Origin of the sequence: Helicobacter sp. MIT 05-5294, assembly GCF_000765675.1 — a bacterium.
Taxonomy (GTDB): Bacteria; Campylobacterota; Campylobacteria; order Campylobacterales; family Helicobacteraceae; genus Helicobacter_D.
The window spans coordinates 25688-37426 of sequence record NZ_JRPA02000016.1 but is presented as its reverse complement, the minus strand read 5'-3'; the positions used below and the strand labels follow the sequence as shown (position 1 = coordinate 37426).

Annotated in this window: 17 protein-coding genes; all 17 read left to right on the top strand. The window is 34.9% G+C overall.

The features are described from left to right. The first annotated feature begins 149 nt into the window (after window positions 1-149). The 17 genes from LS69_RS08000 (at window position 150) to LS69_RS07925 (ending at window position 11737) form a co-directional block, all read left to right on the top strand. Complete coding sequence (locus LS69_RS08000) at window positions 150-554, top strand: hypothetical protein (protein ID WP_138123897.1); 405 nt, start codon at window positions 150-152, stop codon at window positions 552-554. Between the two features lie 68 nt (window positions 555-622). Next, entirely contained in the window at window positions 623-1180 is a 558-nt protein-coding gene (locus LS69_RS07995) for a hypothetical protein (RefSeq protein WP_138123895.1), read from the top strand. Between the two features lie 154 nt (window positions 1181-1334). Then, window positions 1335-1580 (top strand): hypothetical protein, encoded by a 246-nt coding sequence (locus tag LS69_RS07990; protein ID WP_138123893.1) that lies wholly within the window; start codon window positions 1335-1337, stop codon window positions 1578-1580. Between the two features lie 125 nt (window positions 1581-1705). Beyond that, complete coding sequence (locus LS69_RS07985; protein WP_138123891.1) at window positions 1706-2017, top strand: hypothetical protein; 312 nt, start codon at window positions 1706-1708, stop codon at window positions 2015-2017. Window positions 2018-2285: 268 nt separating this feature from the next. Continuing rightward, window positions 2286-2486, top strand: coding sequence for a hypothetical protein (locus tag LS69_RS07980; protein WP_138123890.1), 201 nt, complete (start codon window positions 2286-2288; stop codon window positions 2484-2486). Further along, on the top strand, window positions 2479-3318 hold the full coding sequence (locus tag LS69_RS07975) for a recombinase RecT (protein WP_138123888.1): 840 nt from the start codon (window positions 2479-2481) through the stop codon (window positions 3316-3318). Before LS69_RS07980 ends, LS69_RS07975 begins: the two co-directional genes overlap by 8 nt. 9 nt (window positions 3319-3327) lie before the next feature. Then, window positions 3328-3564, top strand: a complete 237-nt coding sequence (locus LS69_RS07970) for a hypothetical protein (RefSeq protein WP_238699266.1) — start codon at window positions 3328-3330, stop codon at window positions 3562-3564. A 3-nt stretch (window positions 3565-3567) separates the two neighbouring features. Next, window positions 3568-3867, top strand: a complete 300-nt coding sequence (locus LS69_RS07965) for a hypothetical protein (RefSeq protein WP_138123886.1) — start codon at window positions 3568-3570, stop codon at window positions 3865-3867. Further along, complete coding sequence (locus tag LS69_RS07960; protein WP_138123884.1) at window positions 3867-4178, top strand: hypothetical protein; 312 nt, start codon at window positions 3867-3869, stop codon at window positions 4176-4178. Before LS69_RS07965 ends, LS69_RS07960 begins: the two co-directional genes overlap by 1 nt. After that, window positions 4178-4501 (top strand): hypothetical protein, encoded by a 324-nt coding sequence (locus tag LS69_RS07955; protein ID WP_138123882.1) that lies wholly within the window; start codon window positions 4178-4180, stop codon window positions 4499-4501. The genes LS69_RS07960 and LS69_RS07955 overlap by 1 nt, the downstream gene beginning before the upstream one ends. Continuing rightward, window positions 4491-4871 carry a hypothetical protein gene (locus tag LS69_RS10505; protein WP_194145469.1) on the top strand — a complete coding sequence of 127 codons (381 nt, stop codon included), beginning with the start codon at window positions 4491-4493 and terminating at the stop codon, window positions 4869-4871. Before LS69_RS07955 ends, LS69_RS10505 begins: the two co-directional genes overlap by 11 nt. Further along, the gene (locus LS69_RS07950; protein WP_138123880.1) at window positions 4819-5439 is read left to right on the top strand and encodes a hypothetical protein; all 621 of its coding nucleotides are present in this window, start codon (window positions 4819-4821) and stop codon (window positions 5437-5439) included. Before LS69_RS10505 ends, LS69_RS07950 begins: the two co-directional genes overlap by 53 nt. Next, window positions 5436-6719 carry a phage terminase large subunit gene (gene terL / locus LS69_RS07945; RefSeq protein WP_138123878.1) on the top strand — a complete coding sequence of 428 codons (1284 nt, stop codon included), beginning with the start codon at window positions 5436-5438 and terminating at the stop codon, window positions 6717-6719. The genes LS69_RS07950 and terL overlap by 4 nt, the downstream gene beginning before the upstream one ends. Before the next feature lie 39 nt (window positions 6720-6758). Beyond that, entirely contained in the window at window positions 6759-8150 is a 1392-nt protein-coding gene (locus LS69_RS07940) for a DUF1073 domain-containing protein (RefSeq protein ID WP_138123876.1), read from the top strand. Next, complete coding sequence (locus tag LS69_RS07935; protein WP_138123874.1) at window positions 8137-9915, top strand: minor capsid protein; 1779 nt, start codon at window positions 8137-8139, stop codon at window positions 9913-9915. The genes LS69_RS07940 and LS69_RS07935 overlap by 14 nt, the downstream gene beginning before the upstream one ends. Then, window positions 9912-10238: a hypothetical protein gene (locus LS69_RS07930; protein ID WP_138123872.1), complete on the top strand. Its 327-nt coding sequence runs from the start codon at window positions 9912-9914 to the stop codon at window positions 10236-10238. The genes LS69_RS07935 and LS69_RS07930 overlap by 4 nt, the downstream gene beginning before the upstream one ends. Next, the gene (locus tag LS69_RS07925; protein ID WP_138123870.1) at window positions 10235-11737 is read left to right on the top strand and encodes a baseplate J/gp47 family protein; all 1503 of its coding nucleotides are present in this window, start codon (window positions 10235-10237) and stop codon (window positions 11735-11737) included. The genes LS69_RS07930 and LS69_RS07925 overlap by 4 nt, the downstream gene beginning before the upstream one ends. Window positions 11738-11739: the final 2 nt, after the last annotated feature.

The window sequence follows — 11739 nt, the reverse complement described above, 5'->3', positions numbered from 1 at the left end:
TTCCTTTAAGTTATTTATGATTATAATTACATCATAAATTAAAACAAAGGATAGAGAAATGGAACAAGCCTTTTGGGAAATTAACGGCAACAAATGGTCTAAGGATAAGTTTAGCGAGGAGGAAGCGAAAGCACTAAGCAACACTCTATGTGATTGCATTGATTGCGTTGATTGCGAGTATTGCATTGAGTGCGAGGAATGCAAAGAATGCATTGGTTGTAAGGATTGCGACGATTGCGATTATTGTGAATATTGCTATAAATGTGAAAAATGCAAGGATTGCAAACGCTGCAAAAGCTGCAAAAGCTGCAGAGGTTGCAAACGCTGCAGAGGTTGTAAGGGCTGCATTGATTGCGAAAATTGCAATGATTGCAAGAGCTGCAGAGGTTGTAAGGGCTGCATTTGTTGCGAAAACTGCGATTATTGTGAATATTGCGATAATTGCGAGTATTGCATTGAGTGCAAGGAATGCGATAATTGCGAGGATTGCGAGTATTGCGAGGATTGCGAATATTGCGAGGATTGCGAGGATTGCAGGAATAGAGAGTGTTTAATAAAATGTTATGACAACAAGCCAAAAAGAATACCTTGTAATTAATTTTAAGTTGGAGGAATAAACATAATGACCAAAGTAAAAAGCTTGTTTAGTGATTCAGGGATTGTTTTGCGCCAAGAGATTATGGTGCACTATGAAAAAAGGTTGAGAGAGAAGCCTCGCTTTTGGAATAGAGCAGAAAAAGAGATTAAGCTTGACTTCTCATATATTCCAGAACAAGACAATAGAATAGCGTTTTGGCTAATTAGAAAAGATTTAAAGCTTGTAATTCAATGCTTCGTGTTTTGTTACAACTATTCCACAGAATGGCAATTAATTACGAATAAAGAAGTAGAGCTTAGGGATTTTCAAGGTGGCATTGATGTAGTAAATGCAGAAAAACATTTTAGGAAAACTATTGATGAGTTTTTAGAGGCGGAATGCAAAAATGATAAAAAAGACGATTTGATAAGCTATGATATGACGCCTATAAAAGAGGTTCGTTACTTTAGGGACTTACCACAAGAGGAAGCAGAAAACGCAGTTTATATTGTAAGAGAGTTTGCAGATTTTAGAGCGGCAGGAAAATATATCTTTCATATAGAAAAAGGCGTGAAGCATTGGGTGTTTTATGGAGATATTTAAGGTCTAAGGGCTTCAGAGGGTTTTATGCTTTTGCTCCTCTGTGATTTCCTTTTTCGAATCTTTGAAACTCAAGAGACCTTTAAGCTTTGCTATACGAATTCATCCAAATACTAAAACCGAACTCATAAAGTCAAAAGCAATATAGGGCGAATAAATGTGTAGAAACGATTACATAAGAACAATAAAACTTACAATTAGCAGGAATCTTAAAGAGGGATTTTCTTATCGTGCAAACGATTTTGAAGTAGGTATATCAAAGATAGACAAGGAAGCAAACAAAAGTGCTTATGTGGCTATTTTTGATATGAACGACTTAATTAAGTCAATTAACACAAGCAATATCTTTATGTGTGAGGATACAAACAAAAAGCATAAAATGAGAGAATTTTTAAAGGTTTAAATATCAAGGGGTTTTTATGGATTTTGCCCCCTTGAAATTTAAGTTGCCACTTACTCCAAAGCTTTTTAACTTTAGATGTCCAGCCAAAAAAAAGACAAAATCCAACAAATCTTAAAGGATATAAAATGAAAATCGGAAATATAGAATATGACTTTACACGCGTAAGTGTGCAAGACGCGTTAGAAATCAAAAATGCTATGTTTATCTTAGCAAAAGAGAATGCGACAACTTCACAAATCAAAGAAGCAAATAGCATTATTGATACTATCGCACTAAAGCATTTAAAGGTAAAGCAAGGGACGCAATGGATTGATAGTGTTGATGAGAACACGATTGGGCAAATCTTTGACAATGAATTTGCAGTAATTGAAATTAGCGCGCAATTTATGAATAGAATTAAGGGTTTTTTGGAAAAATTGCAGAGCTTCCAACACTAAAAGGAAGCAAAGCAACCCCGTTAAAAAGTCCTTATGATAGCATAGTTGCGGGGCTAGTGGAATTAAAAATATACACTTGGCGTGAAGTTATGGAAATGGATATAGAGAACGCCATTCACACATTCTGCATACACTACTACAAAAACTTGCGTGAGATTTTAGAATACAAAGACGCAGAAGCAAAAGCTAAAAATAATAAGAAATTTTAGATTCCTTTAAGTTATTTATGATTATAATTACATCATAAATTAAAACAAAGGATAGAGAAATGGAACAAGCCTTTTGGGAAATTAACGGCAACAAATGGTCTAAGGATAAGTTTAGCGAGGAGGAAGCGAAAGCACTAAGCAACACTCTATGTGATTGCATTGATTGCGTTGATTGCGTTGAATGCAAGCGTTGCGAGGATTGCAAGGATTGCATAAGTTATGAAAATTTCGAGAACTTGAAAGAGGTTGGAGATGAATGAAGTTGCAAAGCTAAATGAGTCTAGAGCTTCAAATCAAAAAATGATAGCCACCATACTAGAGAGCGATTCATCGCATAAAAAACTAAATGATTTTTTTGCGGGAGATTCTGCAAAGGTTCAAAGGTTTAAATCAAGCTTGATTAACATTGCAGGAAACAGCATATTATCTAGTTGTAGCCCCGCAAGTATCATTAGAAGTGCGTTTTCTTTGGCAGAAATTGGACTAGATATAAACCAAACCCTAAAGCAATCTTATGTTTTAAAGTATGGAATAGAAGCAGAACCTGTTATTAGTTATAAAGGTTGGCAATCTATTTTAGAGAAAGTCGGCAAGAAGTCTAGGGCGTTTTGCGTGTTTAAGTGTGATACTTTTAATATTGACTTCTCAACTTTTGAGGGCAATTTAACATTTGTTCCAAATTATGCACAAAGAGATGAAACAAACAGGAAGTGGTTCAATGATAATCTTTTAGGCGTTGTGGTGTTGATTAAGGATAAAGACGCGTCAGAGATTGTAAATTTTGTTAGTGCGAAAAAGATTGACAAAATCAAAGGTTGCAGCCCTAGCGTTAAAAAAGGCAGGAATAGCCCTTATGACGAATGGTTTGAGGAAATGTATCTTGCAAAAGCTATCAAATATGTTTTAAGCAAACAAGCTTTAACAGAAAAAGAGGAAACTATCGCTAGGGCAATAGATATTGAAAATGAAGTTGAAGCAAAAATCCAAAAAGAGGCTTCTAATTATGAAATAAAAGACTTAGAGGAATTAATGCAGGACAAAGAGGTTATGGCTATGACCTTAGACGCAGAGGAGGGAATACCGCAAATTTAAAGGAATAAAATGCATAGAGTGATGATTAGTTTTGCCTTATCAATGGCTTTAGTTGGAGTTTATTTTGTAGGTTGTGCGAGTAAGCCAACTTACAAAGTTGAGGTTAAAGAGGTTTTAATACCGATTAAATGTAATTTAGAGTTACCTCAAAAACCAAAAGAGGACGGGAGCTTTAAGTCGCATAAAGAACTTGCTATATATTATAGGCAAGTAGAACAAATTGCAAAAGATTGCACAAAGGAGTAAATTATGTTAAAGATTTTAGGTTTTGCTTGGAAAGCTTTTAAAAGTGGCGTGATATGGTATCTTATTTTTTGCATTATTGTGTTTGTAAATTTAGCACTTTTAAACCCAATACATAGCGATGATTCCGCAAATAATATACAGCAAGCAGGGAACGCGGATAAACCGGCTTCAAGGCTAAAAAGAGAGGGATTTGAAAGTGCGCAGAAGTATAACCCTAATAGAAAATTAGAGGAGCTTAAGCAAATGGAAAAAGAGCATTTAGAGCTAATGCGAGAAACAAATAAAATCTTAAAGGATATGTAATGAAAAGGTTTTTCTTATTATTGCTTGTATGTATTCAAAGCTTTGCAATGGCTGAGGTTTCTATTCAAGATGTAGAGGAAGAAATTATTGAGAGTGGCTTCCTTTGCCTTGGTATGGGTAGGCAAATTTCAAATGCTAGCAGGTATGAGAAAGGAGAGATGACAAAAGCGAAAATCATAAAGGCTCTAGAGGGAGAGTATTTGGAATATTTCCAATTACTCCAAATAGACAAAGAGGAAAATTATTTTTGCTATAGCATTCTTGAATCTGTGGGAGATAGAGCAGAAAAAATTTATAATGGAGAAAGATAATGGAAATTAAAAATATCGGGCTTTATATTTCTCTAGGGTGTTGTGCATTATTGTTTTTGCTTGCCTCTATGTTGTGGTATATGTATGAAGCAAAAATAGAGCAAATCGCACAGCTTGAAGCAAGAATACAAGTCTTAAATGAAAGCAATAGCAATTTAAGCGAGGCACTAGAAAAACAAAATAAGGCATTAAAAGAACTTTCTATTAAAGCGAATGTTGTGGACACTAGCAAAATCTTAGAAATTGAAGTGCGCGATGAGAGTTGCGAGGCAGAACTACACGCATACAAAGAACTATTCAAGGAGTTAGGCAATGAGAAGTAGATTTTTTGATATAAATGAACTTCAAGCGTTTGACAAAAGGGACAAAATGGCAATCTCATCTTATCTCTATCGCTTAAACAACCTTATAGAAAAAAGGTTATCAAATAAGCCATTGAGCAAGAGAGAGAAAAAAAGGTTTTTAATTTTCTATAGTGCTTTAGACTTTGCTAAAAAGAACAACGCTTTTGATTGGGACACTTGCCATATGTCAGCAAAGCGAATTATTGCAAAGGTTGAAGCAATGGACGAGGACAAGGTTAAGAAGTTGTGCGAAAAATCAATAGCAAGGCATAAAGAATTGTATTTTATGGATAAGAATGGAAACAAAAAAGAACGATATAGAGAAAAAGAAAATCAAAAAGATTCATGAAAAGGAAACTGCGCTTTTAAATAACGCAGTTGTTGCCTATTCAGAATCTCACGGCGTGGGTTATAAAAAAATCAGAAATGAATTTGGAGAATATGCGATTAGCCAATCAAAAGCGCAATCAATATTGGCAAGTAAAAAGGATAACAATTTGTCTAAAGATTTTAGAAACAAAGCAGCGGAAGTCTCAAAAAGAATCAAAAATGATTTGTCGGTAATAGACGAACTTTTAGAGTCTGCACCCGATGAGAATACTAGAATGCAACTAGAGATGATTCATCTAAGCTTAACGGGGCGGATAGAATTAAAGAAGAAGATTATAAGCGAAAAGATAAATGACGCGGTAAATAATCTTGTAAAAGAAACTTCAAGGCGCATTGAATGCAAACCGGAAACAAGAGAGATGAGAGAGCTTTCCACTATCCTAAAAGAATGTGCAGTGATTGTAGGGTTAATTTCAAAAACTCCATTAATCGCGCAACAATTTAACAACAACACAATTAGCAAAGATGAAAAAGAAAGCAAAATAAAAGCGATAGAAGTTGAGGTAATAGAGAATAAAAACAAATGAAACTAAAAGCAAAGATTGCGGAAATATTTAAAATCCTCTTTAGCAAAGACTTAATGCGAGGGTATCGCGAGTTTATTTTTTATGGCGGCAGAGCTTCAGGGAAAACCTATCATATAAGAATGGCATTAACTCTTATGTGTTTGCAAGACAAAAGGCATTTTATTATTTTTAGGGAAGTAGAGCAACAAATAAAATATGCTAGAGATGACTTTAAAGCTTTTTTGGAATCTTTAGAAATCCCTTACACATTGCAACCTTTAAAAGAGCTTGTGCAATATAACGATTATTTAGCTTCTGTAACAAATTACCAAATAAGCTTTTTTAATGGAAGCACAATCACATTAAGTTTTATTAACGATAAGGTTTCAAAGAAGAGAAAATCTTTAAGATATGATTTAAGTGGTGCTTGGATAGATGAGGCAAATTTTGTTACTGCAAACATTAGGAATGATTTGTTGCCTAGTATCAGGGGTGAGAATAGCTTTATAATCTACTCTTTCAACCCAGAAAAAAAAGATGATTTTATCTATCAAATTGCAACGCAACCAAACCTAGCAACAATTTATAGCAAAAAAGTAAATTATTATGATAATCCCTTCTTTCCTAAAACAATGGAGCTAGATAGACAAAACGATTATGAGATTCTACCTAGAGAAGTCTATTTGCATAAGTGGGAGGGAGAACCTTTAGAATTTAATGATAGCGAGATTATAGATATAAACAAAATAGGCTATTTTGATGATAACAGCAAAGAATTTTATGATAATATTATTCTAACAATAGATACCGCATATTCCACAAAAGAGAGTGCGGATTATTCAGTAATAGGGATTTATGCAAAAAAGGGTGAGGAAATAAGGATTTTACGAATGTTTCGCGGACATTGGGAGTTTAACTCATTAATGGAAATGACTAGAAGCGCGTATGAATATGCTTTAACAAAAGGCAGTGTTTATGCTGTGATAATAGAAAAAAAGGCAAGCGGGCTGTCTTTATTGCAAGAAATGCGCAGAACAACAAATTTGCCTATCTCTGAAATTACCCCAAAAACCGATAAATTCACGCGCGTTTGTAATGTTTTAAGTGAGTTTGGGCGCTTAAGAATGCCTCTATCAAAAGAGCCTATCAATGATTGGGTGGAGGAGGCTTTAAAGGAATGTAAATTGTTCAGAAGCGATTTAAAGCATGAGCATGATGATATGGTGGATTCTATTGTATATGCGCTAGAATATTACAAAAGCGGTAATACAGATTGGCAATATCTAACAAGTTTAATTTAAGAAATGGTACAATTATAGAAAACCATTAAGGATTAAAAAATGGGATTTTATCCTAGCAAACCAAAAGCCAAAGCACAACAAAACAAAACTATCGTTTATGCTTCGCAAATACAAGACAATAGAGCAGATTTAGAACCACTCACAAGATTTTGTGATGAGAAAGAATATCAAAAGTTTATAGATTCTTTTTTTAATACACAAGCAGGGATAAACTCCGCAAATTCAGTAATGCAATATAGCAATTTTTTATTGCAAAGATTAAGCTATGTGGAATGCAGCAGCTTATCTACAGAGCCTATTATTAATAACGCGATTGGCAAATTTAGCAACGAACTTTTCAGAAAAGGCTTTGAAATTGTTTGCAGTAATCAAACACAAAAAGATTACCTTGATAATAGAGTCAAAGAAATAGAGCTAGAGAAAATATTGAGAAACGCGATTGAAGCCTCTCTTATTTATGGTGGTTGTATTTTGTATGAGGATAGAGGATTTCAAGATAAGCTAGATACGCCTTTATATGTTACGAAAGAAATAGCGCAAAGAAACAAATTAAAGCAAATCGTCTGTGTGTCTCCCTTTAATGTTGGAGCTTCTGAAGTGGAAATGTATAATCCCTTGTCTGATAGATATATGAAGCCAAATAAGTATTACATAAATGGTAATGGGAATGTGCATTATACGAGGCTAGAAAATCTTGTAATTTTTAATGTCCCTGATTTGATTTTGCCTATTTTCAACTTCTTTGGTTTGTCTTTATGCCAATTGATGAAAGAAGCTGTTCGGAACACAAACACTTCTTACAATGCCTTAGCGGATATTCTCTTGCGCTTTAAAACCGATATTATCACAAGCGACTTGCTTAAAATCAACCCCACAGAAGCGATTGCAAGAGCGCAGTTTATCAACAAATCAAAAAACAATCTAGGAACGCTACTGCTTACAAAAGATGAGGAAATGCAACAATTTGTTACGAGCCTTGCAGGTTTAGATAAGGTTGTAGCGCAGCTTCAAGAGAGCGTGGCTATTGCTGCTAGAATGCCCGCAGTGAAACTATTAGGGCTTACACCTAGCGGATTTAATGCGACAGGAGATTACGACCTTAACAACTTCTACGATGAATTAGAATCAATGCAAAAAACAATCCTTAAGCCTTACATAGAAAAAATACTCAGAGAGCTATCCTTAGAGATTGGAATCAATGAAATGGTGGAAGTAGAATTTAATTCCCTAAAAGATGTTGATGAGAGAACCGAAGCAGAGAGCATTAATCTTGTTTTAGATTCATGTATTAAAGGAATTGAAGCAGGAATTATTACTCAAGAACAAGCATTACAAATAGTTAAAAATGCGGGTTATTGGAATGAGATTGAAGTTATCGCTAGTGATTCTGAAAACGATTTAGACTTAGGCTTTGACAATGAGGGAATTTAAAACTCTAAAACCCAGCAAGACTTTCAAGGCGGCAGAACTTGACTATCTTAAGAGATTAAAGTATTTCTCAAACAAAGTTAATGCTTCTATGTCTTATTGGCTCTATCTTGCTTCAAAGCAAAAATGGACAGCAAAACAAATAAGCAAAAAGATAAACACGCTTCAAGCTTATTGGAATAAAAAAGCTAACGATTTGTCTAAGACCTTACCTAAAAGATATACTAAGAGCTTAGAGAAGTTTTTAAATGTTAGGCTAAAGAAGCAAAACAAGGAATGGAATTTAAAAGAGTCAAGTAGAGTTGTGCAAAATGAAATGAATGCAATATTAGAGAGAAACGCAGCACTTATTAAAACAATTCCTAGTGATATTATAGAGAGATATAGAAGCGATATTCTAAACAATGTCGCAAACCTAGACCAAGAGGCAATTATTAACCACTTTAAAACATTCTCGCAAATTTCAGAGAGAAGAATGAGAGTTATTGCGCGAGACCAAACACAAAAAGCAATCAATGACTTGCAAAACGCAAAAGCGCAACAATTGGGCTTTGAGTATTATATTTGGCGCACAAGTGGGGATTCCAGAGTTAGCGAGGAACACAAAAGGCTAAATGGACGAATTTACTCTTTCAAAAACCCTACCGCAGTGATAGATTCTTATGGCAATGTGGGGCATACTGCACAGCGCGTAAATTGCCTACCAAGAGGGCAGGGTATAGATTTCGCAAATATGCCTCTTAGAATCTTTAGAAGCAAAAGAGGATTTAATGAAGCGACCATTATTAGGATTTCTTTGGACAATGGCGGGTTTCTTACAACAAGCGACCACAAAGTGCTTACTAGTAGTGGGTGGGTTGCTGCAGATACTCTTAATAAAGGCGATTACATCATTCAAACACTCAATAATAGCGACTTCACTAGCGATATTGATTTCTACAAGGACTCCATTATTATTAGCAATCTCTTTGACTTTTTCCGCGAACTTATTTTTATTTCTAGTGAATTTAGTGATAGATTGACTTTTTTTAGGGTTGGAGCAGCAGGAAACTTCTATAAAGATATTGGGAGTAATGAAAAAATCTATATTATAGATATTGAATGCTTTTTGAGAGATTGCAATAATATTATTTTTAATAAATTCCTTATGCAGGATAATTTCTCCGATTCCGCAATGAGAATAAATCTCGATGTTTTTATTAGCTGTTTTTTCTCTACTGATAGCAGCTTTAATTTTCTTTTCAATGCTGCGGGTGCTACCCCTAACTTTATCGTGGGCGTTCTTAGTTATTTGTTGTCTATAATTAATGGTGGTATTCTTAAAGCGAATGATATTCGCTTGACTTCCGTTTCTGATTTCATAATTCATATCTTTGAGCCGCTTTACGATAACCGCCCTAGAAACACCGAGCAAATTAGAAATCTTAAGAACGCTATAGCCCAAAATATAATAATCCTTAATTTTTTCTGTGCTTATATGTTTATAGTTGCTTGGCAAACTCTTAATAGGAATATAGTTGATAACTCCTCTATCCCAATTAAAGACAGAAAAACCGAAAAAGTGAGGATAGAAAACATAGAGAGGCTTAAAATGGATACTCATATTTACTCCTTAGAATGCGATAATGGATACTATACCATAAAAGGGACGATAAATAAAAATTGCAGATGTTATGCAGAACCTATTCTCTTAGAGCCAACACAAGAGGTGGTATTAAAACACGACTCCAAAGCAGGAGATTATTATGAAATTAGGAAAAAACAATGACAACACTAGCACTTGATAGCAAGAACAATCTTATAGCTTTTGGCAATTTTGTAACAAGGGAGGGAATTAATGCCGTTGTGCAAGATGTTAAAACGCTTCTCTTAATGTGGGAAAAAGAATATCCCTTTAATCTAACAAAAGGATTAAACTATTACGATATTGTGAATCAAAACTCAAACTCGCTTGTAAAAAGAGAAATCGCAAGGCGCATTTTGGAGGACAAAAGGATTATCAACATCCAAAGCCTAGAATGCAGTTTTGAGAGAGGCGTATTGAACATTAAAGCAACACTAGAAACCACAGAGGGAGTAGTCGTTATATGAATATAGTTAATGAAATGGGTAATCCCACCTATAAACCAGAGACAAAGCAAGATTTAAAAGAATTAGTAAATTCTGATTCCAATCTTTGGGAGTTAGACAGAGAAAATAGGCGCATTAGATTCAAATACAACAATGAGATATTAGAAAATGTGCAAGATGTTTTCAAGCAAAACTTCCCTAATATTAATATGGACGAATCCACTCCACAAGGACAAATTGCAACCTTTATTACGCAAACCATTAACGCAGGAATAGGCTACCTAGAAAACATTGTAAATAGCTTCTTTTTTGGTGGGCAGGGTGAATTTTTGGATAGGTGGGCTTTTAGCCTCTATCGCTTAGAGCGGAAAAAGTCTTGTAATTCTCAAGTGTGGGTAGAAATACAAGGCGTCAAAGGAACAAAGATTCCAGCGAATTTTATTGTAGGGACATTAAGTGGAGAATTGTATAGCACCCCCAATGAATATACTATAGGCGATAATGGAAGCGTTTTGGGTTATTTTGTTGCGATTGAAAATAATGATTATGTCGCAGGTGCAAGAGAAATTACAGAGGTTAAAACACGCGTTATAGGCGTAGAGAGGGTAACAAACCCAGAACCCGCCCTCCCTGCAATATCAGAGGAAACAGACGCAGAGTTTTACAATCGCGCAGTCTATTTTGGAAGCACTGCGAAGAATGCAAGTTTTAGGGCTATCCTTGCAAACATTGCGCAAACACAAGGTGTTAAAAAAATCGCAGGGCTAGAAAACTTCACAGATAAAGAGATTAAAAAAGACGGAATGACTTTAGCCCCACATTCTATTTGTGTAAGTGTTTTGGGAGGTAATGATGTAGATATTGCAGAAGCAATAAGAAAAAGCAGAAGCTTAGGTAGTGGGATGAATGGGAATATTACCATTAACCTAGCAAATGCCTATTCCGTAACGCCCTATCAATTCTTAAGACCAACACCCATACCGCTATATGTCAAAGTTTATATTAATAAGAACTATAACTTTTTGCCCATTAACTTTGACCAAACTATCTATACAAATCTTGAATCCTTTGTTGAGCAATGCAAAATCGGAGCTTACATTACTCCAGTTGAAGCTGCGGAATGGATACAAGCAAAAACAAGCGGCTATGTTGTGGATAAATGCGAAATTGGAGTTACAAGCCTAAATGATTGCGAGGCAGAACCTTTAAAGCTAAGATTGGACCAATACTTTACCTTTGATATTGCAAATTGTATGATTATAGAAAATACCGAGCCTGTGCAAACATTCCCAGATATTGAAAAACAAACCATTGTTGTGGAAACAGGCGCAACCTTTAATACTTATATTCCTGTTGTTATGGAAAACTTCAGAGTTACTACTGAATTACCGCAAGGATTTGCACTATCACAAGTTGATATACAATTCGCAAAAGACAATCAAAACAAAGAGCTTGTCTCACAAAACAAAACCTACAATTACAGAGGCAGTGTTTTAGATGTGTATAGAATCAAGGTGTAACA